The organism is Duncaniella muris (assembly GCF_003024805.1).
Classification (GTDB): domain Bacteria; phylum Bacteroidota; class Bacteroidia; order Bacteroidales; family Muribaculaceae; genus Duncaniella; species Duncaniella muris.
The window spans coordinates 1-26,116 of record NZ_PUEC01000030.1 but is presented as its reverse complement, the minus strand read 5'-3'; the positions used below and the strand labels follow the sequence as shown (position 1 = coordinate 26,116).

The 26,116-nt window shown below is 49.6% G+C and carries 22 protein-coding genes; 6 read left to right on the top strand and 16 right to left on the bottom strand.

The window, feature by feature from the left end; all coding sequences use genetic code 11:
- Window position 1 precedes the first annotated feature (1 nt).
- Together C5O23_RS11570 and C5O23_RS11565 are read right to left on the bottom strand one after the other, a co-directional pair.
- On the bottom strand, window positions 2–631 hold the full coding sequence (locus C5O23_RS11570; RefSeq protein ID WP_160630850.1) for an aminotransferase class IV: 630 nt from the start codon (window positions 629–631) through the stop codon (window positions 2–4).
- Window positions 628–1,614, bottom strand: coding sequence for an aminodeoxychorismate synthase component I (locus C5O23_RS11565; RefSeq protein WP_240597825.1), 987 nt, complete (start codon window positions 1,612–1,614; stop codon window positions 628–630). Before C5O23_RS11565 ends, C5O23_RS11570 begins: the two co-directional genes overlap by 4 nt.
- A gap of 134 nt (window positions 1,615–1,748) precedes the next feature.
- Here C5O23_RS11565 and C5O23_RS11560 point away from each other — a divergent pair, with 134 nt between their 5' ends.
- Entirely contained in the window at window positions 1,749–2,372 is a 624-nt protein-coding gene (locus C5O23_RS11560; RefSeq protein WP_107033098.1) for an anthranilate synthase component II, read from the top strand.
- Here C5O23_RS11560 and C5O23_RS11555 read toward each other — a convergent pair.
- The 3 genes from C5O23_RS11555 to C5O23_RS11545 are packed head-to-tail and all read right to left on the bottom strand — an operon-like array spanning window position 2,359 to window position 9,785.
- The gene (locus C5O23_RS11555; RefSeq protein WP_107033097.1) at window positions 2,359–3,795 is read right to left on the bottom strand and encodes a glutamate synthase subunit beta; all 1,437 of its coding nucleotides are present in this window, start codon (window positions 3,793–3,795) and stop codon (window positions 2,359–2,361) included. The two genes, C5O23_RS11560 and C5O23_RS11555, sit on opposite strands and share 14 nt — an antisense overlap.
- Window positions 3,796–3,855: 60 nt before the next feature.
- On the bottom strand, window positions 3,856–8,370 hold the full coding sequence (gene gltB, locus C5O23_RS11550; RefSeq protein WP_107033096.1) for a glutamate synthase large subunit: 4,515 nt from the start codon (window positions 8,368–8,370) through the stop codon (window positions 3,856–3,858).
- Window positions 8,371–8,411: 41 nt separating this feature from the next.
- A complete protein-coding gene (locus tag C5O23_RS11545; protein ID WP_240597823.1) occupies window positions 8,412–9,785 on the bottom strand; it encodes an ammonium transporter in 1,374 nt (457 codons plus the stop codon).
- Between the two features lie 431 nt (window positions 9,786–10,216).
- Between C5O23_RS11545 and C5O23_RS11540 the strand changes: the two genes are divergently transcribed.
- From C5O23_RS11540 to C5O23_RS11525, 4 genes are read left to right on the top strand one after another with little or no spacing between them, the layout of a single operon-like run.
- Complete coding sequence (locus C5O23_RS11540) at window positions 10,217–11,386, top strand: acyltransferase (RefSeq protein ID WP_107033094.1); 1,170 nt, start codon at window positions 10,217–10,219, stop codon at window positions 11,384–11,386.
- A gap of 54 nt (window positions 11,387–11,440) precedes the next feature.
- The gene (locus C5O23_RS11535; RefSeq protein WP_107033093.1) at window positions 11,441–12,637 is read left to right on the top strand and encodes a metallophosphoesterase; all 1,197 of its coding nucleotides are present in this window, start codon (window positions 11,441–11,443) and stop codon (window positions 12,635–12,637) included.
- Window positions 12,637–14,775, top strand: coding sequence for a Tex family protein (locus C5O23_RS11530; RefSeq protein ID WP_107033092.1), 2,139 nt, complete (start codon window positions 12,637–12,639; stop codon window positions 14,773–14,775). The genes C5O23_RS11535 and C5O23_RS11530 overlap by 1 nt, the downstream gene beginning before the upstream one ends.
- Window positions 14,772–15,176, top strand: coding sequence for a 2-amino-4-hydroxy-6-hydroxymethyldihydropteridine diphosphokinase (locus C5O23_RS11525; protein WP_107033091.1), 405 nt, complete (start codon window positions 14,772–14,774; stop codon window positions 15,174–15,176). The genes C5O23_RS11530 and C5O23_RS11525 overlap by 4 nt, the downstream gene beginning before the upstream one ends.
- A 112-nt stretch (window positions 15,177–15,288) precedes the next feature.
- Here the strand turns inward: C5O23_RS11525 and C5O23_RS11520 are convergent, their stop codons facing one another.
- From C5O23_RS11520 to C5O23_RS11485, 8 genes are all read right to left on the bottom strand, one after another.
- Window positions 15,289–16,551, bottom strand: a complete 1,263-nt coding sequence (locus C5O23_RS11520; RefSeq protein ID WP_107033090.1) for an inner membrane CreD family protein — start codon at window positions 16,549–16,551, stop codon at window positions 15,289–15,291.
- Window positions 16,552–16,558: 7 nt separating this feature from the next.
- Window positions 16,559–17,209 (bottom strand): inner membrane CreD family protein, encoded by a 651-nt coding sequence (locus tag C5O23_RS11515; protein ID WP_107033089.1) that lies wholly within the window; start codon window positions 17,207–17,209, stop codon window positions 16,559–16,561.
- Window positions 17,210–17,528: 319 nt separating this feature from the next.
- Complete coding sequence (locus C5O23_RS11510; protein ID WP_107033088.1) at window positions 17,529–19,517, bottom strand: ComEC/Rec2 family competence protein; 1,989 nt, start codon at window positions 19,515–19,517, stop codon at window positions 17,529–17,531.
- A 103-nt stretch (window positions 19,518–19,620) separates the two neighbouring features.
- Entirely contained in the window at window positions 19,621–20,379 is a 759-nt protein-coding gene (locus tag C5O23_RS11505; protein WP_107033087.1) for a shikimate dehydrogenase family protein, read from the bottom strand.
- Between the two features lie 58 nt (window positions 20,380–20,437).
- On the bottom strand, window positions 20,438–20,995 hold the full coding sequence (locus C5O23_RS11500) for a hypothetical protein (RefSeq protein ID WP_133166559.1): 558 nt from the start codon (window positions 20,993–20,995) through the stop codon (window positions 20,438–20,440).
- A gap of 35 nt (window positions 20,996–21,030) precedes the next feature.
- Window positions 21,031–21,912: a carbon-nitrogen hydrolase gene (locus tag C5O23_RS11495; protein ID WP_107033085.1), complete on the bottom strand. Its 882-nt coding sequence runs from the start codon at window positions 21,910–21,912 to the stop codon at window positions 21,031–21,033.
- 71 nt (window positions 21,913–21,983) lie between these two features.
- Window positions 21,984–23,072, bottom strand: coding sequence for an agmatine deiminase family protein (locus C5O23_RS11490; RefSeq protein ID WP_240597820.1), 1,089 nt, complete (start codon window positions 23,070–23,072; stop codon window positions 21,984–21,986).
- Window positions 23,056–23,292, bottom strand: a complete 237-nt coding sequence (locus C5O23_RS11485; protein WP_107033083.1) for a hypothetical protein — start codon at window positions 23,290–23,292, stop codon at window positions 23,056–23,058. The genes C5O23_RS11490 and C5O23_RS11485 overlap by 17 nt, the downstream gene beginning before the upstream one ends.
- A gap of 457 nt (window positions 23,293–23,749) precedes the next feature.
- On the opposite strand from C5O23_RS11485, the gene C5O23_RS11480 reads away from it, so the two are divergent.
- On the top strand, window positions 23,750–24,361 hold the full coding sequence (locus C5O23_RS11480) for a DUF4136 domain-containing protein (RefSeq protein WP_107033082.1): 612 nt from the start codon (window positions 23,750–23,752) through the stop codon (window positions 24,359–24,361).
- Window positions 24,362–24,437: 76 nt separating this feature from the next.
- Here the strand turns inward: C5O23_RS11480 and hisIE are convergent, their stop codons facing one another.
- The 3 genes from hisIE to C5O23_RS14470 all read right to left on the bottom strand — a co-directional run.
- Complete coding sequence (hisIE, locus tag C5O23_RS11475) at window positions 24,438–25,037, bottom strand: bifunctional phosphoribosyl-AMP cyclohydrolase/phosphoribosyl-ATP diphosphatase HisIE (RefSeq protein ID WP_107033081.1); 600 nt, start codon at window positions 25,035–25,037, stop codon at window positions 24,438–24,440.
- Window positions 25,034–25,792, bottom strand: a complete 759-nt coding sequence (gene hisF / locus C5O23_RS11470; RefSeq protein ID WP_107033080.1) for an imidazole glycerol phosphate synthase subunit HisF — start codon at window positions 25,790–25,792, stop codon at window positions 25,034–25,036. The genes hisIE and hisF overlap by 4 nt, the downstream gene beginning before the upstream one ends.
- 137 nt (window positions 25,793–25,929) lie before the next feature.
- A partial coding sequence (locus C5O23_RS14470) for a hypothetical protein (RefSeq protein ID WP_205743446.1) occupies window positions 25,930–26,116 on the bottom strand: 187 nt, incomplete at its 5' end.

Here is a 26,116-nt window from a genome sequence, read left to right as displayed (position 1 = left end):
GTCATCTGATTATGTTGCTGATATCAATGGGCTTTGCTGTATCAAGCGGAAGCATAGCGTTTACCATGAATGCACTTGTTATCCCGTAGCGGTTGCCAGGCAGGATGTCATCCGGTCTTAGAGTGGCAGCCGATACTTTTCCGGATTCGAGCAGATGTGACAGCATTACTCCGTGAAGTAGCGGGCGGTCAGAGGTGAGCAGACGGTCACCGGCTGCAAAAATCAGATTTGAGTAGGATGTGTCGGTGATGAAACCGTCTTTCACTATTATCACTTCATCGGCATCACCTCGCATCCCTGCGAGTCCTGAGAGCGCACTCCTGTCGTGATACTTGAGGTGGTAGTCGATGCCCCCGCCATCAACGATTTTCAGCGATCCGACTTTCCGTTGAGCATACGGCTCAAACTCTACGCTGCGTATTGCAATGTCATAAATCACCCTGCATTTCACAGTCTGGTTTTTCAGATTTTCAGGTACAGGCGGAAGCCATGTCAGGTCAGGCACTCCGCAAGCAGAGCCGAATACTTCAAGACGTGTTCTCTCCATGCGTCTGCGATGCAGTTCGAGCAAATGGAATTTTCCATCGCTCCAGCGTATGGTTTCAATGAATAGCGGGTTATTCTGGGTCATTGTGGCAGATATACTTTTGTCAGTACCTCCTGGTACTCGTTGTCGCATTGGCTGTTTATCGTAATTCCACCTCCGCTGTGGAAGTAGAGCGAACCATCGTTATCGCGTTGCACACAGCGGATCATCACAGCGGAGTCCATAATCTTCCCGTCGAAGAACCCGAATACACCGGTGTACCATCCGCGCGGTGCGTCTTCGGCGCTTTTGATAAGGCGGACAGTGGCCTCTTTGGGTGCCCCCGTGATGCTTCCTGCAGGTAACAGAGGCAGAATCAGATCGCCAAAATCAAATTCTTTTCCAGCCGGAAGGCTGCCTGATATTTCAGAACTGGTCTGGAGGATGGTCTTGTTTGTGGCAAATATCTTTTCAACATATCGGAACCGGTCTACTCTTACATTCTCAGCAACTGAATTCAGATCATTGCGCATAAGGTCGACTATGGTGTAATGTTCGCACAATTCCTTATAGTCTGTCATCAGAGTTTCTTCGGCATGCGGAATCGAGGCGTCGATCGTACCTTTCATAGGGTAGGTGGATATACGGCCTTCGGATATTCTTACAAACGGTTCTGGGGAGAAACACACAAACTCGTCGCCAATCAGTATTTTGTAAGGAGCCTTGACATGGCAGAACAGTTCTTTGAGCGAGCAACTGCATGTCACCTTTGTGCGTACAGTAAGGTTTGTCAGGAACGAGTCGCCGCGCATCAGCCCATTCGTTACAGTGTCAAACATAGACCGATAGTCACGAATGTCAGTTACTTCGACAATTCTGAGTGATGGCTGTGGCTGGCATTGGTCTTCTGCATCGATATTACCTACACCGTTGACAGACCACAGAATTTCGCGGCACTCCCGGATATCATCTCTGACAAACCCATTGCTGGCATCAAAATCAACTCCCCATATGAAAGGGATACGCTTGCGCCCCAGATCGTTCATCTGTCTGCGCAGTTCTTCACGAGAAATAGTCGGGTAAGGCATTGGTCGGTGTCTGATGGTTACAGACCACAAAATTATGAAAATAATTGGATGGATATTAAATAAAATGTAATTTTGCAGCCCCGAAGTTCGGCATTAATCAGACCATAAAGACCGACAGAATCACATCAACGCATATGCGGCTGCTTATTATTGACAACCACGATTCATTTGTCCATAACATAATAGGGCTATTGAGAGACTGTGTCAGCAGGATGCCGTTCCAGTTTTCGTGGAATGTGGTCAAAAACGATGAAATTCCATTTGACAGTATTGATAATTATGATGCGCTTATAATCTCCCCCGGACCGGGTTTGCCGGCAGAAGCGTCAGGTCTGATGAAAGCTATTGATTTGTGTTCGCATACCAAACCGATTCTGGGAATCTGTCTCGGATGTCAGGCGATAGCTGAGTATTTCGGCGCATCGCTCACGCATCTTGACCATCCTGCTCACGGTCATCTGTCGAGATTGAAAAATGTCGATTCTTCTGATCCGTTGCTCGGATGTATAGAGTGTGAGGCAATTACTGTAGGGCGTTACCATTCATGGATTGTGGCAAAAGAAACGCTGCCGCCATCGCTTGCAGTAAGTTCGCAAGACGAAGACGGCAACATAATGTCTGTACGCCATACTGAATTGCCGGTTTTTGGCCTTCAGTTTCATCCGGAAAGCATTATAAGCAACTGTGGCGCCGATATAATAGGTGGATTTCTTTCAATAGTCCGATCACAGACTAGCCGCGCCGTCAGTCTTGGTTGAGGCTTGAGAGGTAGGCGTGAATTCCCTTGGCGGCATTCCGTCCGGAAGCGATGCAGCGGACTACAAGTGATGCTCCGGTGGCAACATCGCCGGCTGCGAACACTTTCTTGACGCTTGACTGGCCTGAGGAGTCGGTGCAGACATTGCCACGGGCGTCCTTGTCGACTTTGAGAGCATCGATTATACCTTCTGCAACCGGATTGGTGAACCCCATAGCCAGCAGTACAAGTTCTGCTTTGATCACATCGGTATTACCGGTATGTATCAGCTTCATGCGTCCGCTTTCAGGCTCCTTTTCCCATCTGACTTCTTCAACTTCCACTTCCTTGACGCGACCCTCCCTGTCGGCGATGAACTTGCGGGTGTCAAGCAGCCATCTGCGATCACATCCTTCAAGATGTGAACTCGAAGTTTTGAGCACTACAGGCCAGTAGGGCCACGGAGTGTCTGGATTGTCACCGACTGGAGGCTTGGGCATGATCTCTATCTGAGTGACTGAAAGCGCGCCTTGCCTGTGAGCTGTGCCCACACAGTCGCTCCCCGTGTCGCCGCCGCCGATCACAAGCACGTTTTTCCCTTTGGCTGAAATTCGGTTTTCACGGCTGATCTCTACTCCGGCATTTACTCTGTTCTGCTGCTGAAGAAGTTCAAGAGCGAAATGAACTCCTTTCAGATCTCGTCCTTCCACATTGAGATCACGGGCCACTTCCGCACCCATTGCCAGGCAGACAGCATCGAAGTCTTTCAATAGATCTTCGATTGAGATGTCTGTTCCTGCCTTGACTCCGCATCGAAACTCTATGCCTTCTTCTTTCAGCAGATTCAGACGGCGGTCGATAATGCTTTTGTTCAGCTTGAAATCAGGTATGCCAAAGCGGAGCAAACCTCCGGGAGCTTCGTTTTTTTCAAAGACAGTCACACTGTGGCCTTTCTGGTTGAGTTGGTTGGCACAGGCAAGTCCGGCAGGCCCTGATCCTATCACCGCTACGCGCCGGCCGCTACGTTTTTTTGGTGGGCGGGATGTCACATAGCCTTCGGCGAAGGCTCGCTCCACTATGGCTGCCTCATTCTCACGGATAGTGACGGCCTCGTGCTGCTTGTTGAGCACACAGCCTTTCTCACAGAGAGCCGGACAGACGCGCCCGGTGAATTCCGGGAAGTCATCGGTCATTGTCAGCAGTTCATATGCACCTTTGATATCGTTTTTATACAGGCGGTCCTGCCATTCAGGCTGCCTGTTGCCAAGCGGACAGCTCCAGTGGCAGAATGGCACTCCGCATTCCATGCAGCGTGATGCTTGCAGGCGGCGGTCTTCAGTGTTGAGAGTCTGCTCGACTTCTCCATAGTCATTGACGCGATCGTGCACCGGGCGATAGCCGGCTTCCTTGCGCGGTATATTAAGAAATGCAGTAGGATTTCCCATTTTTTTGATTGCGTTAGAGTGTGGTGGTGTAATAACGGATTTTTGAGAGCCTTCCGGTGATCAGTCCATCTGCATGGAGGCTATTCGACGCTCAAGATTTGCCACTTTTTCATCGTGAAGCACCTTCTTGTATTCGATAGGAATCACTTTTATGAACTGACCCACATAGTTGTCCCAGTCATCAAGCATGGCTCCGGCGAGCGGACTGTGGGTATGGCGGTAGTGGTTGCTGATGAGTTTGTATAGCTCACGGTTGTCAGCCATCTCCTCGATCAGAGAGAGTTCCACCATTTCCATGTTGCAGAAGTAGTCAAAATCGCCGTCAGGATTCCAGACATAAGCGATGCCTCCGCTCATGCCGGCTGCGAAGTTACGCCCGGTAGAGCCAAGAACTACGGTGCGGCCGCCGGTCATGTACTCGCAGCAGTGGTCTCCGACACCTTCAACCACTGCGGTTGCTCCGGAGTTTCTGACGCAGAAACGTTCGCCCACACGGCCGTTGATATAGATTTCGCCTGATGTGGCACCATATAATATGGTGTTTCCTGCAATGATGTTTTCCTGAGGCTTGAATGAGGATCCCTGAGGGGGCACGATTAAGATCTTGCCTCCGGATAGGCCCTTGCCTACGTAGTCATTGGCGTCTCCCTCCAGGCGGAATGAAATTCCGTGGGCGAGGAATGCTCCGAAACTCTGTCCGGCCGCTCCTTTGAAAGTGCAGTTGATGGTGTTGTCAGGAAGTCCGTTATTGCCGAATTTTTTAGCTATCACACCTGACAGCATGGCTCCGACAGATCGGTCTGTGTTGCAGATCGGGAATTCAAGTTCTACCGGCATTCCTGATTCGATGGCAGGATAGCAACGGCTTATGATCTCGCGGTCAAGCACACGGTCGATGTCATGCTTTTGTGTTATTACATTTATTATGGCGTTTGTCTGTGTCTCTTCCGGCATATGAAGCAGCCTGCTGAAGTCGAGTCCGGCGGTTTTCCCATTTTCCATACCGGCTTTGACAAAGAGCATATCGGTACGGCCTATGATTTCATCGAGTTTCCTCACGCCAGTCTCGGCTAAAGTCTCTCTGATTTCACGGGCAAGGAAACGGAAAAAGTTGACAACATATTCCGAGCGTCCGGCAAAACGTTTACGCAGTTCCTCATTCTGGGTCGCTACGCCCACCGGACAGGTGTTTTTGTGACATTTGCGCATCATGACGCAGCCGAGCACAATAAGTGCGCTCGTGGCAAAGCCGTATTCTTCCGCTCCGAGCATCGCCATGATGATCACATCGCGTGCGCTTTTGAGCTGTCCGTCGGCCTGGAGTTTCACTTGTCCGCGCAGATTGTTGATGACAAGGGTCTGCTGCGTCTCGGCCAGTCCGATCTCTACCGGTACGCCGGCATAGCGGATCGAACTTGCCGGAGAGGCTCCCGTGCCACCATCGCTGCCACTGATTGTTATGAGATCGCTTTTTGCTTTGGCTACTCCGGCTGCAATTGTTCCTACTCCGCTCTCCGATACAAGTTTTACGCTTACTTTAGCCGCAGGGTTGACATTTTTGAGGTCAAAAATGAGTTGCGCGAGATCTTCGATGGAATATATGTCATGGTGGGGCGGGGGAGAGATGAGCGAAATGCCCGGAATCGAGTGGCGTGTCCGGGCTATGATCTTGTCGACCTTGAATCCCGGAAGCTGGCCTCCCTCACCCGGTTTGGCCCCCTGCGCTACCTTGATCTGTATTTCATCGGCGTTGACAAGATATTCGGTTGTCACGCCGAAGCGGCCTGATGCCACCTGTTTGATGGCAGAACGGGCAGATGAACCGTCAGGACGCTGGGCAAAGCGTTCGGGGTCTTCACCTCCCTCGCCTGTATTGCTGCGCGCACCAATAGCATTCATGGCTATGCCGAGCGCTTCATGAGCCTCACGGCTGATTGACCCGAAGCTCATTGCGCCGGTGACAAAGCGCTTCATGATATCTTCTTCTGACTCTACTTCATCAAGCGATATGGGCGTCCCTTTTTTGAAATCAAGAAAATCGCGGATGAATATGGGCTTGGGCTTATTGTCGACCAGCGATGTGAACTCTTTGAACTTTTTATAGCTACCGAGGCGGGTGGCAAGTTGCAGCGTGGCGATTGTCTCAGGATTCCAGGCATGGCTTTCGCCGTCTTTGCGGAATGCATACTGGCCTATGAACGGCAGCGGACTTTCGGTGTTGAAGTCTTCTGAAAAAGCTTCTTTATGTGCGGCGGTTATGTCGCGTGACAGCAGTCCTATGTCTACGCCGCCTATTTTGCTGACCGTGTTGCCGAAATATTCACGACACATGCCCTCGGACAGTCCGACGGCTTCAAAGAGTTGCGCGCCTTTGTAGCTTGTGATTGTCGATATTCCCATTTTCGACATAACTTTCAGCAATCCTTTGTCAACGGCCTTGATATAGTTTTTTGAGGCGGTGTCGAAGTCAAGCTGTATGTCGTGGCGCTTTACAATATCGTCAATCACGGCAAAGGCAAGATACGGATTGACGGCACTTGCCCCATAACCGCTGAGCAATGCGAAGTGCATTACCTCGCGGGCATCGGCGGTCTCGATGATCAGAGCTGTCTGTACGCGTTTTTTGCAGTCGATGAGATGGTGATGGACCGCAGAGGTTGCCAAAAGTGACGGTACGGGTGCGTTCTCACTGTCAACCCCACGGTCTGACAGAATAACGTAGTTGCAGCCTTCATCCACAGCCTCTTCGGCTTCGCGGCAGAGGCGCTCTATTGCCTTTACAAGACCTTCATGTCCTTCAGCCGCAGGGAAGGTCATAGACAATTTGCGGGTATTGAAGCCCTTGTAGCGCAGATTGCAGAGCAAGTCGAGTTCGCGGTTAGTGATGATAGGCCTCTTGAGCAGAACCATCTTGCATAACTCAGGCGACGGATCAAGCAAATTAAGTTTCACGGCTCCGATATAGCTGTCAAGACTCATGACAAGCTCTTCACGCAGCGGATCTATGGCTGGGTTGGTGACCTGAGCGAAATGCTGACGGAAATAGTTGAAGAGTAACTGTGGTTCTTCCGATAGAACTGCAAGAGGGGTGTCTTTGCCCATCGAGTTGACAGGCTCCTTCCCGTCTGTCAGCATAGGGGTGATTATCTTCTCGACCTCTTCGCGGTTATAGAGGAATGCGTGAAGCTTGCGGCGGAAATCCGTTACGGTGTTCTCAACCTTACGGCCTGAGCTGATATTGTCAAGGTTGATCCTGTTGCGCGAAAGCCAGTCGCGATAAGGGAATTCGGAAGCAAGAGCCTCTTTGAGTTCTGCATCGTGATAAATCTTTCCCTCTTCCATGTCGACCATGAGCATTTTGCCGGGACGCAGTCTGCCTTTTTCTTTGACTTCCGAAGCCTCGAATGGAAGCACGCCCATTTCCGATGCAAGTACTATAGTGTCATTATTTGTGATGAGGTAGCGGGCCGGGCGCAGGCCGTTGCGGTCAAGCATACCTCCGGCATAACGGCCATCGCTGAACAATAGAGCTGCCGGGCCGTCCCAGGCTTCCATGAGGATCGAGTTGTATTCGTAGAATGCTTTAAGCTCCGGGGAAATAGGATTCTTGTCGTTGAATGACTCCGGTATGAGCATGGCCAGTGCGCGAGGCAGACTCATGCCTGACATGACGAAAAATTCAAGCACATTGTCAAGTGATGCAGAATCGCTCATGCCGGGCTGAATGACCGGAGCCATGTTTCGTTCGCCGAAGACTGCCGGTTTCAGCATACACTCACGGGCTTTCATCCACAGCCTGTTTCCCTGGATGGTGTTTATCTCACCGTTATGACCGAGCATTCTGAAAGGCTGGGCCAGAGACCAGGTGGGAAAGGTATTGGTGCTGAAGCGGGAATGAACAAGCGCCATCGCTGTGGTGAAACGCGGGTTCATAAGGTCAGGAAAATAATAGCGCAGCTGAAGGCTCGACAGCATACCTTTATAGACAATGATGCGTGATGACAGTGAGACAATGTAGAAATTATCTTTTCCCTCAAGCGAGAGTGATCGCACCTTGTTCTCAACGGCTTTGCGCAGCAGGTAAAGGCGTAGCTCCACCGGTTTGTCGCTTTCTTCATCAGCAACGAAAATCTGTTTGATGCATGGTTCGGCGGCGCGTGCCACAGATCCAAGCTGCTCGTTGTTTGTCGGTACATCGCGGACGGCGATCAGTTTCAGCCCTAAGTCAATGGCTTCGCGTTCGATTATGCCGAGCATTATCTGGCGAGAGTCTTCGTCATGAGGCATGAATACCAGTCCGGCTCCATAACGTCCTTTTTCAGGCACAGGAATTCCTTGCAGGAGAATGAATTCATGTGGAATCTGGACCATGATTCCAGCTCCGTCGCCGGTTTTGGGGTCAGCACCTTCCGCCCCGCGGTGGACCATATGTTCCAGAACCTGGAGACCTTTCTCGACAAGCTGGTGTGACTTGATTCCACGCACGTTGACCAGCAGCCCGACACCACAGGCGTCATGTTCGAACCGTGGGTCATAGAGCCCTTCGGCATTCCTGATAGTTTTCTGCATATACATTTGTATTATTAGAGTCAGACGTATTATATATAGGATTCAGATCAGTTTTCTTCCACACTTTTCATCCAGTCGTTGTCTGACGGGAGTGTCTCGGCCGCATATTCCTCGCCATGCTGTGAGGCATCGAGTCCGAGGTGTTCGTTCCAGCCGGAAACTCTCATTGGGATGATTTTATCTGTAAGCCAGTAGAGGCCGTAGCTCATTATGAATGTGTAGATAAATACCAGTGCGAGTACAATAATATGGTTCCGGAAGAATTCACTGCGGGAAATCATGTCGGGATTACCCTGAGCAAAGAAGTCATAAGCGAAAACGCCGGTGAGGATTGTGCCGATGATGCCGCCGAGGCCATGAGTGGGAAACACGTCAAGTGCATCATCAAGAAGATTGCTGTAGCCTTTCCAGGCAACCGCCATATTGCAGCATATGGTTATGAACAGCGCTATGAATATGCTTTGGCCGAGCGTTACCCAACCGGCGCAGGGTGTGATGGCAACCAGACCGACCACTGCTCCGATGGCAGCGCCCATAGCCGAAGGCTTGTGCCCGCGGATAGCGTCAAGTGTGATCCAGCCGACCATTGCGACTGCAGCTGCTGTGTTTGTGTTGAGAAACGCAGCTACGGCAATCCCGTCAGCGGCAAGTGAGCTTCCGCCGTTGAATCCGAACCAACCGAGCCATAGCAAAGCCGCGCCGAGCAGGACAAACGGAACATTGGCCGGCTTGATGCTTTCGCCTGCTTCCTGATGGCGGCGTCCGAGAAACATCGCACCTGCCAGAGCCGCGATTCCGGAAGCTGCGTGGACCACTATACCCCCTGCATAGTCATGTACATGCATCATGCCGAACAGACCTTCCGGATGCCATGTGCAGTGTGCCAACGGGCAATATACTATGATAGTCCAGAGTACCATAAACAACAGATAGCCTGAGAAATGGACACGTTCCGCAAAGGCCCCGGTGATAAGCGAGGGGGTAATTATGGCGAATTTCATCTGGAAAAGTGCAAACAGGGCAAGGGGTATTGTGGTAGTGGCTATTCCGATCTGCGACAGATCTGTTTTTACATCAGTAATATTGCCTACACCTACATTTTTCATCATGAAGAAGTCGGCAGGGTTTCCAATGACATGCCAGACATCGTCACCGAAAGCGAGACCGAAGCCGAACACGACCCAGATTACACTTACAAAGCCCATGACAATGAAGCTCTGTAGCATCGTGGAGATCACATTTTTCGGCCTGACCATACCGCCGTAGAAAAATGACAGCCCCGGAGTCATCATGAGCACGAATATGGTGGCGGTTATCATCCATGCTATGTTGGCCCAAAGGTGGTCTCCGGGTAGAGTGAAGAGTTCTTCAGAAAATTCTGATTTTACTCCGATGATGCTTGCTGCGATCAATGCAGTCATAACAAATAGCCAGCCTGAGCTGACCTTTTTACCATTTAAAATCATATCTTCAGTTATTTACTATGAATCTGAACAAAAAAACAATCTTAAAAAATCTTTCGAGATGTTGCAAAAGTAACACTTTGTTTGTAGATTAGCAAATATATTGACAAATTTCCTTTTGTATAGGTCTTAAAATAGCAAATTTCTAAACGGGTAAGCTGCCCGCGGCTGTGTGGGCTGAATGATTAAATCGCTGAGATCATGGTTGTTATATGTAAGTAGTAAGGTTTAGCCCGGTGGAAGCTAAAAAAATCTTAATAAGGCGCTGTCTTAATCAATAAATTTTAAAATCGTTTGCATGTGACACTAAAATCATCTACCTTTGAGCCAAGTATTGTTTCATCTATTTTTTGGTTTATAAACTTAAAATAAACCCCATCTATAGCGCAATGGACGCAAATAATTTCGATTTCTCAGAGATAGCCCCTTATGATGAAAAGCAGTTTCGGACAGCTATCGCCAAGATGGTATCTGAGCCGGGATTTGAACATGCTATCCGCTGGGTTCTTCCTGACATTGATTATGATCAATTCATAGGCCTGCTGACTGCCTGCAATAACAAGCAGGAATTCCAGTCACGGATAATGGCTGATTTCCTTGATGAACTTGAACGGAAAACCACAGCCGGTGTTACGGCCTCAGGCGTGGAAAAAATTGATCCCTCAAAACGTTATACATTCATAACAAATCACAGAGATATTGTTCTTGATGCCTCGTTTATCAATCTGATCTTCCTGCGTCGTGATATGCCCACATCAGAAGTGGCGATTGGCGACAACCTGCTTATTTACGAATGGATCACACATCTCGTGAAGCTCAACGGAAGTTTCATTGTCAAACGTAACCTCCCGACCCGTCAGGCTCTTGATGCGGCGCGCCAGCTTTCATCCTATATACATTATGCTATAACCCAAAAGCATGAAAGCGTCTGGATCGCACAGAGGCAGGGCAGGGCAAAGGATTCGAGCGACCACACTCAGGAAAGTGTGCTTAAAATGCTCGGACTTTCAGGCGGAGGCACGCTGACTGAAAATCTGGCCGAAATCAACATTTGTCCGGCAGCCATATCATATGAATATGATCCGAATGACTATCTGAAAGCCCGCGAATACCTGCTCCGTCATCGCGATCCGGAATTCAAGAAAAGCAAGCGTGACGATCTTTTCTCGATGGAAACAGGTCTGATGCAATACAAAGGCCGTGTCCACATATCTTTTGCAAACTGCATTTCGCCGATGATTGAAGCTATTCCTGCGGATGCTGACAAGCAGGAGTCTCTGAGCCGTATCTGCCATCAGATAGACAGTTCGATACACAGCGGCTATAGAATCTATCCAATCAACTATGTGGCTTATGATCATGCGTTTGATTCAGATATGTATCGTGACCGCTATACGGAAGAAGATATTGCAAAAGTCACCGAATATGTCGAAGGGCAGCTTGACAAGGTTGATATCACTGATGTGACCCCTCAGGAACGGAATTTCATGCGGACATATATGTATATGATGTATGCAAATCCGCTACGCAACAAACTTCTTGCCTCCGGTAGCTGTTGATAGATAATACAGAGATATATTCAACAGTCAATCAAAAAGAGTAGAATTTAATCCATGCGTCTTCCACTGTTCCCGCTTCTTATAGCCATTATTGTCAACCTCCTTGTTGATACATATATCTACAAGGCTCTGACGCATCGGTTCAGGAGCCGGATTCCGGCACAGGTCCATCTGTGGAGCGCGGTGGCGCTGTTTATATTGATTGTTGTGGCATTGCTGATGCCACGCACATCGTCAGAGAGCGCTCTGCTGGCTGTGATGTGGATGATCTACATATATATATCTGTCTATTTCGCAAAATACGCTTTTGTTATCATAGATCTGGCAGCCAGAATTCCGCAGTTGCTCAGACGCAAACGGCTCAGATGGCTTTCGGCAATCGCTTCGGTGACCGGTGTCGGTGTGCTCGGTGTGATGCTGTGGGCTTCTATGATCAATAGGTTCCATATTGATGTAAATGAAGTCGAGATAGGTATTGACGGGTTGCCGGACGGATTTGACGGCTATCGTATTGCCCAGATCTCGGATCTGCACGTTGGGACATTTGGCTCGGACACATCTTTCGTTTCCACTCTTGCTGACAGAGTCAACGCTCTGGATGCGGATATGATTGTGTTTACAGGCGATATAGTCAATTCGCGCAGCACGGAGCTGATTCCTCATGCCGCTCCTCTTTCAAGACTTTCGGCGCCTGACGGAGTATTGTCGATACTTGGAAATCATGACTATGGTGACTATGCTTCCTGGCCGGATAAGGCAGCGAAGCAGGGTAATATGGATCTTATGAAGTCGCTGCAGAAGGATATGGGCTGGCGTCTTCTGCTTAATGAATGTGTTATGCTGCACCGTGGAGGTGATTCAATAGCTGTTATCGGAGTCGAAAATATAGGAGATCCGCCTTTCCCGGTCTATGGATCGCTCTCAGATGCCTATCCACAGTACTCAGACAGTGTTGTCAAGATATTGCTGACCCACAATCCTGCTCATTGGGTCGACTCGATCGCATCCAGACCGGATATAAATATACCGCTTTCTCTCTCCGGCCACACTCATGCGATGCAGATTGAAATATTCGGCTGGTCGCCGGCAAAATACCGCTATCCGACATGGGGCGGACTCTATGCCGATGACAACGGCAGCCACCAGTTATATGTCAATATAGGAACAGGCACCGTCGGATTTCCGGCGCGTGTCGGAGCCACACCTGAGATTACTCTATTCACACTTAAAAAAGCAAAAAACCTACATTAATGGCCAACGTACACGCCAATGTAATTACTGCCGAACTCGGCACCCATCTGCGTAAGCATGTGGCGGCATGTCTTCGCCTGCTGGATGAAGGAGCTACTATTCCTTTCATTGCCCGTTATCGAAAAGAAGCAACCGGAGGGATGGACGAAGTGACAGTCCATGCCGTTCAGAAGCGCCATCAGGAACTTTCCGAACTTGACAAGCGTAAGGAATATATCCTTGACGTGATCCGCGAGCGCGGCGCGCTGACGGCTGAACTTGAAGAGCGTATAAACGAGACACTTGATCCGGTGGCTCTGGAGGATATATATCTTCCGTATAAACCTAAACGCAACACCCGTGCGCAAGCTGCGCGAGCTCTTGGGCTTGAGCCTTTGGCTAAAATAATCATGGCTCAGAACTCGACTGATGTTGAGAAGCAGGCCAAAAAATTTGCAAAGGAAGCCGGAAGCATAAGCGCGGCTCTGGCCGGAGCATCCGATATAATTGCCGAATGGGTAAGCGAGAGCGAGAAAGCAAGGAATCTTGTCAGATCACGTTATCAGCGTTCGGCTGTCATCAATTCCAAAGTGATTGCCGGTAAGGAAGATGAGGGGAAGAATTATCAGAACTATTTCAACTTCTCCGAGCCATTGAGGACCTGCAATTCTCACCGTTATCTCGCCATGCGCCGTGGAGAAGAGGAAGAAATTCTCAAGGTGTCGATTACGATTGATGACGATGAAATGATTGACCGTCTTTCTCGTATGTTTGTCCGTTCGGGCGCATCGGAAGAGTGTGCGTCTCTAGTGCGCGGTGCTGTAAAGGACGGTTACCGTCGTCTGATGAGGCCATCGATAGAAAATGAAGTGGCTGCTGCCACCAAAGAAAAGAGCGATGATGCGGCCATACAGATGTTTGCCGACAATGTGCGCCAGCTCCTGATGGCGGCTCCGCTCGGTCGCAAGCGCGTGCTTGCTATAGATCCCGGTTTCCGCACAGGCTGCAAACTTGTGGTGCTTGACGAGCAGGGCAATCTGCTTCAGCATGATGTCATCTATCCCACGCCTCCGGCCAATGACTTTGTCGGAGCTGCCGATGCCCTTTGTTTTTATGTGGATCGCTATCGGATTGACGCCATAGCTATCGGGAACGGCACTGCCGGACGAGAGACGGAACGCTTTATCCGTGATGTGATGTTGCCTCGCAAGGTGCAGTTGTTTATGGTGAATGAAAACGGGGCATCGGTCTATTCGGCCTCTGAAGTCGCTCGCGAGGAATTCCCGAATGAAGATGTCACTGTGCGTGGAGCTGTATCGATCGGTCGCCGCCTGATCGACCCACTGGCCGAACTTGTGAAGATTGATCCGAAGTCGATCGGTGTAGGGCAGTATCAGCATGCTGTCAACCAGACTAAGCTCAAGGATTCGCTGGACTATGTGGTTGAAAGCTGTGTGAATACAGTCGGTGTGAATGTCAACACCGCATCCAGGCAGTTGCTGTCTTATGTCTCAGGCATTGGCCCGTCGCTGGCTGCCAACATAGTGAAATATCGTGCTGAAAATGGCGATTTTACTTCTCGTGACCAATTGCTTCAGGTGCCACGTATGGGAGAGAAGGCTTTTCAGCAGTGTGCAGGCTTCCTGCGCATTCCTGGAGCGCCTAATCCGCTTGACAACACGGGTGTTCACCCTGAACGCTATGAACTGGTAGAACAGATAGCCTTTGATGCCAAGGCCGATGTGGCTCGTCTTGCCCGTGACCGCAATCTGCTCCACAGTATTGAGCTTGACCGTTATGTGACAAAAGAAGTCGGTCTTCCGACGCTCACTGATATCATTCTGGAACTTGAGAAGCCTGGCCGGGATCCGCGTGAGACAGTAGAAGAGACGCCTTATGATGATTCTGTCAGAACGATAGATGACCTACATATAGGCCAGGAGCTTACCGGAAAGGTCAACAATATAACTGCCTTCGGTGTGTTTGTTGATCTCGGCATGAAGGAAAACGGCCTGATACATATTTCTCAACTCAGCGAGCGTTTCATTTCCTCTCCTTCTGAAGTAGTCAGCATCGGGCAGAACGTCAGAGTGAGAGTGATGGACATAGATACATCACGTGGCCGCATAGCTCTGACCATGAAAGGAGTCGCACAATGATCGAGAACCTTAATTCCTGTACGGTCGGACTCGGAAGCAATACCGCAGACCGCAGCTGTCAGATCGGGCAGGCCATCGAGCATCTGCTCGGCTATTTAGAAAACGCTTCGGCTTCATCGGTCTATGAATCTGAGGCTTTCAACGGCAAGGATGAACCGTATTTCAATGCTGTTGTACATGGTTACACTTCTCATGACCGTGAGACTATAGTGAAATATCTGAAAGAGTGGGAAGCCGAGTGTGGACGCACAATGGAGGATACATTGAAAGGCATGATCAAAATAGATCTCGATCTTGTGATCTGGAACGAGCATATTCTGAGGCCCAAGGATTTTGAGCGGCACTATTTCAATTGCGGATATCGTGAGCTTCTTGCCAAAGGGGCATATGAGACATTATGATATGAACTTTGCGGACCGGATATTCCGGAAATGCACCCAGATATAAAAAATACAGCGGTCGCCGGCATATAACCGGTGGCCGCTGTGGTTTTTTTGTTGATTGTGAGCGTTTTTACCGATATTGAATTTTCAGTGATCCATACATGGTTGCGGCAAGTGCCACGAACAGCAGCAGGCTTCCGAACAGAAGTGCGTAGGTCGAGATGCATAGCATCACATAGCAGAAACCATACATTATAGAGAGCACACCGCAGATGGCAAGGCCGACAGCTTTTGAGCCGAGCATCTTCCACATGTAGCATGTGATCAGGGTTATGGTCATGACTGCGGCTATCAGATAGCTTGCTCCGAATGACATGTGTTCTGACAGTCCCAGCAGCAGAGAGTAGAACAGGATCAGAGCCACACCGATGAGGAAGTAATTGAACATCGGTATTGGGCGGTGCATGGTGGTCTCCGTGAAAAATACGCTGAAAAAAGTCAGAATGATGATTATGAATGCATATTTTATGGCACGGCATACTTTCTGATAGCGGTCGACACCGAGGAGAAAATCGGCACCGACGTATTCACACACGTTGTAGCCGCCGACAGTATGCCGTATCTCCCATCTGGCTGAGAAGCCGTCTTTGCCTACCTTGCGGCTGACCGGCAATTGCTCTCTGCTGAATGAAGGATTGGTGGCATTTCCGATGATGGTTATAGTGTTTGTGTCAGCAGACGGCATGATGAAAAATCCGCCTGATCCGCGCGCTTTTATCGAGGTGCTGAACGGGACATCTTCGATTTTATCAAGATCGGCTATAGGGATACATGCATGAAGGCTCGAATCCGAACGGCTCCAGGCATATGTGGTGTCACCGATCTTCAGCGGGCTTGTTTCGGTTACGTTGTGCGGATCAATGTCGATTTTGACTGTTATTGAATCGGACTCAAAACGTTTGAAATCTGACGATCTGAAGTGACCTTTCATGCTGATGGCAGCTGTGAATACTTCCGCTTCATAGATGCCGCGGTGAAGCGACATGGTTTCTACGTTGGCGTTCACGTTAAGCGCTACCGGGACAATACCGGCAGGTCTAAGACTGTCGGTGTCCGGCTCGATTGCAAGAAAGGGGCCGTCAATATATGTCTTTTCGCCCCATTGCCCGACAATATCCTGTGAGACATCCGCACTGGTTGTATTGCGGTCATAGGCCATCAGCCATATTGCAATAGCGCCGATCATGAGCACACAGCAGAGCAGCCCCATCAGGACTATCTTCAGTCCGACTGACATGTCTGGTCCGGAAGGTCGGTTTGGTTTGGCTGAAGGGGGCTGAGGCGTGAATACCGGCAATGGCGGAGGTGTAATGCGTGGTGGCAGATTGCTCATTGCTTTGTCACTGTATTGTTAGTTCCCGGTTTATCACTTTTAGTTTGAGTGTAAAATACATGGCTATGGCCAGAATCACGAACAGTGACAGACTGCCAATCAGCAGGGCCATCGAGCCCATGTAGAGAAGAAGGAGTATGATGCCGTATTCCACAATCAGAATGCCCGCAGTCAGGACAACTGCTTTAGTATAGGCCATAATTCCTTTGACAAATGTGCCTATAAGGCCTACTGTCATGGCTGTCACAATTGCGTAAGCGATGTAGAACGGCATTTTTTCGGCCATAGCGAGCAACAGGAGGAAGAACAGGCAGAGCGCGCAGCCTGTCAGTCCATATTGCAGATAGTTGACAGTCTTGCGGTATCTGATTTCAATAAGTGTCAGTGACAGCAGCGAGATTGCCGTTATGGCAAAGCAGTAGCCTGTCGAGTTGCAGACCAGTGTGCTTGCCGCTTCACTCAGAAGGGTCAGTTCGGCGCGTGATTCCGCGAGACTGTCTATCCCGGATGCGATCATGGTGAATATGATCGAGATTCCGAGCACAAAAAGGGTCTGTAGTCCAAGCCAGCGCATGGTATATTTTGGTTCCGGGATGGTTGGAAGCTTCGGCGCCTGGGCCATTTGCGGGTTCATGTTCTGAGTGGTTTGTGATTCCATAAATTCAAATGTGATTTATTGGCTGAGAATAGTGTTTTCTATGTCTGGATGGCATATAACAGCATGACAGACTTATAAATGCAAAATTATTAAAAACGAGATGAAAAACAAAAATACTGATCAAAAAATGTGTGGCACAATCGTCGCAATGTCTATGACAGAAGCCGGTAGGGCCCCATTCCCCAATTTGTGTAATCTCAGCTGTGAGTTCGGTGACAAGTCTGCGCCGGAGGATATTCCACTTAAAGATCGAGCTCCCTGAAAATTGGGATGAACTGATGAAGGAAGCCGGTTACAGACCGCTGTCGGAGTCTAATGGTCAGTGGATTGGCTTAAGGATTATTGAAAATGGAGTGTTGCGCAGTGATCTGTGTGGTATGTCGGCTTCGGTCAGTTCCTGACGGTAGCGGTCATGTCGCCTGCGGTTCAGATCGGCGCTAAGGAGTATTGTATCAGGTCTGATCTCCGCGGCGAGATCTCTGATGTCGCCGCGGAAACCGTTGCACACAAGTGCATAGCTGATGTGTCGGTCACAGTCAGAGACATGTGATTTGTCGTAAACCATTAGAATTGTCAAGAGGCTGTCGGCGGAACTGGAAGTAGATCTGCCGGAATGAGTCCGGAATGTAAGTAGGTTGTCGTGTCTGGAGAACAGCCCGGAGTGGCAATGAGCCGGGAGCTGGCGTATTGAGTCAATGCCACGTTTGAGCATGAAAAGTCTGTATTTTTGTGTATAACTGTCAATAATATCCCCGGATTCATGGTTTCGGGTTGTTGTGGCGAAGACCAGAGTATTGTCATGGCGTATAATGACTGACGTCTGTCGGCCTGTACGTGGAATGTAGAGTTCTGCGCCATGGCCGGCATTGCATCGGAATGAGGCCGTGATGAAGACGGTGAAGACTGAGAGCATAATTGTTGCAGCGAGCCCGGCCGGTCTGCGCCTGTAGAGCCAGATGGCAAATGCTGCAAGAGTGACAAACCATGCGGCTATAGTGAAAGGGTGGAGTAGGATGCCGTCGGCAACAGCTCCGGGAAGGGTGCTTGCAAAGGTTGAGGCCGAGAGGATTATACTGTAAAGCGAGTCAACGCAGTCTGCAAGCCAGAGCCATTGAAGGCCGGCGGCATTGGCTGAAAGAAGTACGATACCACCGCCAAGAATTAGCGGCAGCAGCAACGCGCTGATGAAATTGACAGGAAGTGCATAGACAGGTATAATGTTGAAATAGTAAGCGCTGACTATCCCGGTTCCGAGCAGGGCGGCTAGAGTTACTGCCGGATATGTGGCGAAAGTGTATGCTATGGCGTTGCGGCGGCTGAACGGGTTGATCTTCTCAGCAAACAGCAATATGGATATAACGGCAAGAAAAGATAGCTGGAAGCCGATCGAATAGATGGCCTGAGGAGTAAAAAGTAATATCAGCAGTGCTGCAAGGCATAGCGAGTTGAACGGTGCGCGAACCCGCTGGAGCATAGCGGAGATCAGAAGGACCGATGCCATTATCACAGCGCGTACCACAGACGGGCTCAGTCCCGTCATTATTGCGAACATCCACAGGAGGATTATTGTGAGTATTGTGCGTAGATTGTTCAGTCCGGTAAGTCGGAGAGGCAGAAGTACAAGTGAAATTATAAGTGCGATTATGCCTACGTGCAGCCCGCTGAGAGCCAGTATGTGAGAGAGCCCGGTTATGGAAAAGATCTCGCGAGTCTCTGCTGTCAGCATTGAGCGGTCTCCTGTGAGAGCGGCGTTCAGAAATCCCTGAGTCTTGTCAGTCAGCGCTGAGGCAGCTATAAGGAGTGTGATTTTTTCGTGCTGTCTGCGGATGGTGTTTAAAAGTCCCGGCTCCGGCTGAATGATTCTGAGGCTGTCAGGCGAAATCAATGCTTGGCCTATGACTCCGCTGCGCCGTAGAGATGAATTGTAGTCGATTTCATCTGGGAGATCTGGGTCATATTCAATGTTGTCAAGTTTTGCCGGAAAATGTATGCGCCATCGTTCATCGACAGTAGGTACTGATGACGGCACCGAGACTTTGACTCTGAAAGGCCGGATTGCGTGGCCGTTGCAGGAGTCGATCTTGACAATCAGAGTCTGTGTGGGCTCGAAACGGCGTACTTCAGTGGTGACACCTGAAAAGCAGTATGAATGTTGGCTGAACTCCGTAGGCAATTGCGGCGGAGCATGAAGTTCGCTGTCCAAGCAGCCAAGAGTCATCGCGATCAGGAGTATCGAGATGCTGTAACGGCGCAGAACAGCCGCAGCGAAGGCTCCGGCTGTAAGTAGGAACATAAAAAATCCGCCCATACCACACCCCTGCAGAAGGATACCGGTTATAAACGCAACGGTAAATGGCAGAAGAGGAATGAGCGGGAGAGGCAAAACCGTGGAGAGTGAGAAGGTGTACTGTTTACATGTTCCAGATGTTCCATGACTCGAATGCCTGGAGAAGGAGCATCTCAAGGCCGTTTTTGACTTCGGCTCCGTAGGCGCGCGATTTTTTCATGAATGTAGTGACATCAGGGTTATAGATCAGATCGTAACAAAGATGGTCCGGTGTCAGTAGATCATAAGGAATGTCTGGGCAGCGGTCAACATTTGGATACATCCCCAGCGGGGTGCAGTTTACTATGATCCTGTGGCTTTCCATTACTTCCGGTGTGAGTTGAGCATAAGAAAGCTGACCCTCTGCAGGTGTACGTGACACGAAGACAGGTTCGACACCGAGGTTTATCAGGGCGCGGTTGATAGCCTTTGATGCGCCCCCGGTGCCAAGTATCAAAGCCCGGTTACGTTTGGGGTTGATAAGAGGTGCGATAGAATTCTGGAATCCCATGGCATCGCTGTTATAGCCTTTGAGCCGGATGTCTCCGTTTTTGTCGCGTATGATCTTTATGACATTCACAGCCCCTATATGAGCGGCTTCCGTGTCCATCTCGCTCATATAGGGGATGACCTGCTCTTTGTAAGGGATGGTCACGTTGAGGCCTGAAAGATTCGGATTTTCAGAAATTACCTCCATGAGATCGCCAATTTCCGGTATTTCAAAATTGACATATTCGGCGTCGATATTTTCTGACTCGAACATGTTGTTGAAATAGTTCATTGAGAAGGAGTGGGTGAGGGGAAAGCCTATAAGGCCATAGACTCTGTGGCGTGGCAGTGACATATTATTATGGTATTATGCGGGTGGATATATCAAATGGATTTATTTTTTCTGCTGGATGTCAGTCGGAACATGAAGTGGCGCTCGCAGGCCGTAACGCATCCCAAGGGATGAGAAGGAATGTGAGTCTGCTCCCTTTCAGTATGTAGACTCTGAACCTGGATGTGGATCTGACAGACAGTATCTCAGACCATTGGATTGTTTCCGGATCCGGAACGGGCAGAGGCGGAAGAGGTGCACGTTCTTCTTCAGATGCTATGGGCAGGAGGGTGCGTTGAGCGACTGATTTTCCGGATTCTGCATTTTCTTTTTTTCCATCCGACAGATAGATGAGGCGGATGAAATTATTTTCGTCAATCTCTACCTGCTTTCTGATGACAGCCCGTCGTGCTTCAGGTGTGAGCATGTAGTAGGTATAGAGAAATGACATGAGCATCGGCACCACAATGAAAAGCAACATCAGGGCTATGAGCAGGAAGCGCGGGTCGTAGACAAAGCCTGCTGCGGCACAGATGGCTATGGGAAGTATGATTGTCCAGCCGTAACGAGGAATCCACAGGCTGAGCAATACCGACAGGTAGTCACCGGACGAGGTTGTGAATGGTTGTGTTGTGGTCACTTTCTAGATGTTGAGTTTTGAACCGCGTAGCACCGTCAGTCAATGAAACGTTTTGTGAGATCTCCGTAGGCTTCAATTCTGCGGTCGCGTAGGAATGGCCACCAGCGGCGCACCTGCTCCGAACGTTTCATGTCAATTTCTACCACGGTCTCAGCCTCAGCATTGTCAGGTGCGAGATAGAGAAGTTCGCCCTGAGGACCGGCCACAAAACTTGAACCCCAGAAAGATATTCCGTTTGTGGCTCCTGACGGATCAGGCTCGTGGCCCACACGATTGACTGTTACAACCGGCAGTCCATTGGCCACCGCATGGCCGCGCTGCACTGTCATCCAGGCATCTCGCTGGCGTTTTTTTTCGTCAGGCGTGTCGCTGCTTTCCCATCCTATCGCAGTTGGGTAGATCAGCATTTCGGCTCCGTTCATGGCCATCAGGCGTGCGGCTTCAGGATACCATTGGTCCCAGCAGACAAGAACTCCAAGACGACCCACTGAGGTTGTGATCGGTTTGAAACCTATGTCGCCGGGAGTAAAATAGAACTTCTCATAATATGCGGGATCATCGGGGATGTGCATTTTGCGGTATTTGCCGGCAAGAGATCCGTCGCTGTCAAACACAAGAGAGGTGTTGTGATAGAGCCCGGAGGCACGGCGTTCGAACAGAGAGGTGACAAGTACCACTCCGGCTTCACGAGCTACTGAGGAATAGAAACTGGCTACCGGTGATTCAAGATCAATGCTGACCGCGAGATCAAAATTGTCGACAGTCTCTACCTGACAGAAGTAGAGAGAGTCATGGAGTTCCTGAAGGACCACAAGCTGTGCTCCCTGAGAGGCAAGCTGTCTGACCTTTTCTGCAAGGCGCAGGCGGTTGGAATCGATGTCGGGGGTGTTGTGCTGTTGTATAAGGCCTACGAGCATAATGCTGTGTATATCTTATTGGGATTGATGATTATTGGATTCGGGTCTCAGTTAAAAAGAGAGAGTGTGTGTCAGATCCAGCGGTTGTCGCTGATGCCATTGACTGTTCCGGCGGGTATCTGCATGGTCACGCAGTGGAGCGAACCGTGCTGACGGATCAGAGGAATGCAGTCGATTCCGCAGATGTCATGCTCAGGGAATGCTATTTTTAGCACCTGTGCGGTGAGCATATCTTTTTGTGCCTGTCCGTAGGTCGGCATCAGTATCCGCGTCGGTGTTATGAGGAAGTTCGCATAGGTCGCCGGAAGAATCTCGCCGTCAATTTCTATGACATCGGGCAGCGGTAGCTCTATCAGGTTGTATGGCTGGCCTGACGGGGTGCGCAGAGTTGAAAGTTCCTCTTTCATTTTTGCCAGTTCCTGATGGTTCGGATTGCCGGCATCGCCGGGGCCGCAGTAGATTATGGTGTCATTTGGAGCAAGTCGTGCGAGGGTGTCGATGTGGCTGTCAGTGTCATCTCCGATTAGGGCTCCGTGATTGAGATAGAGAATGTGGTTTAGTCCGAATGCTTTGCGGAGGTATTCGGATATTTCTTCACGACTACACTGGCCGTTGCGGTTAGGTGACAGCAGGCATTCTGCGGTGGTCAGCAGCGTGTCTTTGCCGTCAGATTCGATCGAACCGCCTTCAAGCACGAAATTCAGCCGATTTTCAACCTTATGGGCAAACAGACCGAGTGCGTTTAGCCTGGAGGTGATCAGGTTGTCTTTGTCAGCGGCAAATTTCAGCCCCCAGCCATTGAATTTGAAATCAAGCAGTAGCTTTGATCCGTCAGATTCGACTGTGATCGGGCCGAAGTCGCGAGCCCAGGTGTCATTTGTCGGTAGGTCAAAAAATCTGACACGTGAAGAGTCGAAATTCTGTTCGCGGATGGAGTCGAGACAGAATTCCGCCGGACCGGCAAGTGCCACACACTCGCCGGCATCAGCGATTGCGCGCACTATCTCCGCAATGCATCTGCGGGCTTCGGGCAGAATATATGCCCAGTCAGTATTTTCATGAGGCCACGCTAAGATTACGCAGTCCTGGTTCTCCCATTCAGCCGGGAGTCGGCGTGAGGCCGTGGTCGTAGCCACGGATGGATTATTCGTCATATTCATCTTTGAGGTTATCCCAAATAGAATCCTGAGATTCGAAATACTCCTCGCAATAGTCAAGGAAGCCTCTCTTTTCGGAGCTGCCTACTTCGTCACACCACTGGCGGTAACTTGCTCGAAGTTCCGGATCTTCGTGGATCATTTTTTTTAATTCGGCGTCAGCGATATCAGTGCTCCCGTAGTGTTTGAGCATGTCATCGAAGATGCCAGTAATATCGTCCATTGTATTATTAGGTTTAGGGTAAGAAAAAAGATCGCTTGACGTTTGTTATTACTTGTATAAACAATTTAACGCTACGGAGTCAATAATGTTCAAAATTAGCGCTTAGTTGTGACATTAGCAAATTTTAAATTATAAAAAGCTTAAAAAGACACGGCTCTTTCATTTAAAAATGCTTGGAATTCTCAAAGTGTATGACTGATAGTTAGTTAAAAGCCATTAACCCTTTTATCCAAAATGAGATTAATACAGCCATTGCGTAACTGCTACATATAACTACCTGATTAACAGTGGCGCATTATAGCATCAAAGTTAAATGAAAGAGCCGTGTTAAAAAGAAAACGTCTTTTGCTCAGAGAACTAAAAAGCATTATCCGCGTTTCTTATTATATAAGTGATAATGAATTTTCAGAGTCGCTTGTCGGTTTTATAAAAGATAGGTTATCAAAATGTATATGATATGAAAAAATGGTTTGGTTTCATGGTGCTTGCCGTGATGGTGATACTGAGTTCGTGTAGCCCGTATAATCTGGTGACGAGTACCACGTATAATGACGCGGATCTGAGCAATTACTCGACTTTCCGCATCGTCACCCCCGACGAGGGTAAACTTCCTCCTGGAATGGCAATGGTTACATATTATAATATAGCGGCTGCTATCAGGGAGCAGATGGTCGACCGTGGTTTCAGAGAGGATCCGGCTTCTCCATTGCTGATCAATATAGGTCTTACCATCAAGCAGCAGATCGCTACTGAACCGGCCATTCCTCCGGGAGGCTATCCGTATTATTGGGGACCGTATCACGGTTATGCTCCGTGGTTTATGTATCCGAGAGGCTATTATTGGCCGGGGTATTATGCCAATGCTCAAGTTATAACAGGTGTGTATCGCGAGGGGGTGCTCACTATGGATATGGTCAATATCGCTCAGAAGGTTCCTTTGTTCTCGGCCTCAGTGGGTACAATTCTTGACAATGGTGACACTCAGTTCCGTAACCTGCAAGGCATAGCAGAGGCTGTACAGACTTTGTTTTCAAAATTCCCTGTGCCACTCCTGCCACAGTATCGATAATAATTTCAGAGCCGGGATAACTTTAGATTGTTGTCCCGGCTCTGAAATTATGTCTGACTTGTGTTCAATACTTTCTCTAACTGTGGCGGCGCAGCAGTTCGCGCTCCATGTCAGGAAGCGAGAGCCCCATCTGTTCGATAAGTACGAGAAGATGGTAGATCAGATCGCAGGCTTCGTATGAAAACCGGTCGCGGTTTCCGTCGACAGCTTCAATGGTTGATTCTACAGCTTCTTCGCCTACTTTCTGGGCGATTTTCTTGACTCCTTTTATGAATAGTCGTGTGGTGTAGCTGTCTTCTGGCATTTCCGCGTGGCGTCGGCTGATGAGCGCAGCGAGTGAGCGGATGAAACCTTCCTCGGCAGGAGTGTCAAAGCACGATGTGGTTCCGCGATGGCATGTGGGGCCGATTGGATTTGCTTTTATTAATAAGGTGTCATTGTCGCAGTCGCTGTACATGTCAACTACTTCAAGGAAGTGACCGCTTGTCTCTCCTTTGGTCCACAGGCAGGAACGGGTGCGGCTGTAAAATGTCACATGTCCGCTTGAGCATGTTAGGTCAAAGGCTTCGCGGTTCATATAGCCAAGCATGAGTACGCGGAGCGTGACGGCATCCTGAATTATGACAGGGAGAAGGCCGTCGGCGCATTTTTCGAGATTGAAATCGTTGAAATTCATAATCTGACTGGAATGTTGCGTGTGGCGAGTTCTCGTTTGAGGTCTTCAACGGAGATTTCACCGTAGTGGAATATTGAAGCGGCAAGAGCGGCATCGGCTTTGCCGAGAGTGAGCACGTCGGCAATGTCGCTGACACTGCCCGCACCTCCTGAGGCTATAATCGGTATGCTGAGGGTGGCGGCGAGCTGGCTGAAAGTGTCGCAGGGGTAGCCCCTGCGAGTGCCGTCGTGGTTCATGGATGTGAACATGATCTCTCCGGCTCCGCGTTTTTCGGCTTCTGCAGCCCAAGTGAAAAGTTCTCGATCAGAAAGGCGTGTTCCTCCGTGGGTGGTTACGTGCCAAATGCGGTCATCAGTCATTCTGGCATCAATGGCTACGACTATAAACTGGCTGCCATAGCGGGCAGCTATCTCGCTGATGAGCTCAGGACGGCGGACGGCGGCTGAGTTGACTGTGATTTTGTCGGCGCCGGCATCAAGAAGACGCGATGCGTCATCAAGTGAGGCTATACCTCCGCCAACAGTGAAGGGTATGTTCAGGCGGTCGGAAATGCGCTCAACGAGTCGGGCAAAAGTGTTTCGTTCTTCAAGGGTGGCGCTGATGTCAAGATAGACAAGTTCGTCAGCACCTTCGGCTGCATAACGGGCGCCGAGTTCCACTGGGTCACCTACGTCTGTCAGGCCGGTGAAGTTCACGCCCTTTACGGTGCGTCCGTTTTTGACGTCAAGACATGGGATAATGCGTTTTGCGAGCATAAGTAGCTGTTAAAAGTTAAACACATTATATATAATAAATGTGTGCATGTTAATCTTTGGCAAAATTAAGCAAAAAAATCGTATTTGTAAAATAGGTGCCGGCGGGAAATAAGAAGGCCCGATTTTGCTGCAAAATGTTAAAATATGCGGATGCCAATGACAAAATTTAGCGTTTTTTTACTTGTGGGTTCATTCCCTGAAGATTCCAAATCGAAGTGCAAAACTTTGAGATGGGCATTAGTCATTCTCCTCTCTCCTTCTGGCGAGGGGATGCCCAAGCGGCGGGGGCGGCCTAAACCGCCCCCAAGAGCGGACAGCAGCAGA

Excerpts from the sequence above, each read along its gene's own strand:
- C5O23_RS11515 (WP_107033089.1), bottom strand. The coding sequence starts at position 17,209 with ATGGAATCACAAACCACTCAGAACATGAACCCGCAAATGGCCCAGGCG.
- C5O23_RS11535 (WP_107033093.1), top strand. The coding sequence starts at position 11,441 with ATGCGTCTTCCACTGTTCCCGCTTCTTATAGCCATTATTGTCAACCTC.
- C5O23_RS11545 (WP_240597823.1), bottom strand. The coding sequence starts at position 9,785 with ATGACTGCATTGATCGCAGCAAGCATCATCGGAGTAAAATCAGAATTT.
- C5O23_RS11565 (WP_240597825.1), bottom strand. The coding sequence starts at position 1,614 with ATGCCTTACCCGACTATTTCTCGTGAAGAACTGCGCAGACAGATGAAC.
- C5O23_RS11530 (WP_107033092.1), top strand. The coding sequence starts at position 12,637 with ATGGCCAACGTACACGCCAATGTAATTACTGCCGAACTCGGCACCCAT.
- C5O23_RS11520 (WP_107033090.1), bottom strand. The coding sequence starts at position 16,551 with ATGAGCAATCTGCCACCACGCATTACACCTCCGCCATTGCCGGTATTC.
- C5O23_RS11525 (WP_107033091.1), top strand. The coding sequence starts at position 14,772 with ATGATCGAGAACCTTAATTCCTGTACGGTCGGACTCGGAAGCAATACC.
- C5O23_RS11540 (WP_107033094.1), top strand. The coding sequence starts at position 10,217 with ATGGACGCAAATAATTTCGATTTCTCAGAGATAGCCCCTTATGATGAA.
- gltB (WP_107033096.1), bottom strand. The coding sequence starts at position 8,370 with ATGTATATGCAGAAAACTATCAGGAATGCCGAAGGGCTCTATGACCCA.
- C5O23_RS11495 (WP_107033085.1), bottom strand. The coding sequence starts at position 21,912 with ATGCTCGTAGGCCTTATACAACAGCACAACACCCCCGACATCGATTCC.
- C5O23_RS11485 (WP_107033083.1), bottom strand. The coding sequence starts at position 23,292 with ATGGACGATATTACTGGCATCTTCGATGACATGCTCAAACACTACGGG.
- C5O23_RS11480 (WP_107033082.1), top strand. The coding sequence starts at position 23,750 with ATGAAAAAATGGTTTGGTTTCATGGTGCTTGCCGTGATGGTGATACTG.
- C5O23_RS11505 (WP_107033087.1), bottom strand. The coding sequence starts at position 20,379 with ATGTCACTGCCACGCCACAGAGTCTATGGCCTTATAGGCTTTCCCCTC.
- C5O23_RS11490 (WP_240597820.1), bottom strand. The coding sequence starts at position 23,072 with ATGAATATGACGAATAATCCATCCGTGGCTACGACCACGGCCTCACGC.
- hisF (WP_107033080.1), bottom strand. The coding sequence starts at position 25,792 with ATGCTCGCAAAACGCATTATCCCATGTCTTGACGTCAAAAACGGACGC.
- hisIE (WP_107033081.1), bottom strand. The coding sequence starts at position 25,037 with ATGAATTTCAACGATTTCAATCTCGAAAAATGCGCCGACGGCCTTCTC.
- C5O23_RS11510 (WP_107033088.1), bottom strand. The coding sequence starts at position 19,517 with ATGGGCGGATTTTTTATGTTCCTACTTACAGCCGGAGCCTTCGCTGCG.
- C5O23_RS11560 (WP_107033098.1), top strand. The coding sequence starts at position 1,749 with ATGCGGCTGCTTATTATTGACAACCACGATTCATTTGTCCATAACATA.
- C5O23_RS11555 (WP_107033097.1), bottom strand. The coding sequence starts at position 3,795 with ATGGGAAATCCTACTGCATTTCTTAATATACCGCGCAAGGAAGCCGGC.
- C5O23_RS11570 (WP_160630850.1), bottom strand. The coding sequence starts at position 631 with ATGACCCAGAATAACCCGCTATTCATTGAAACCATACGCTGGAGCGAT.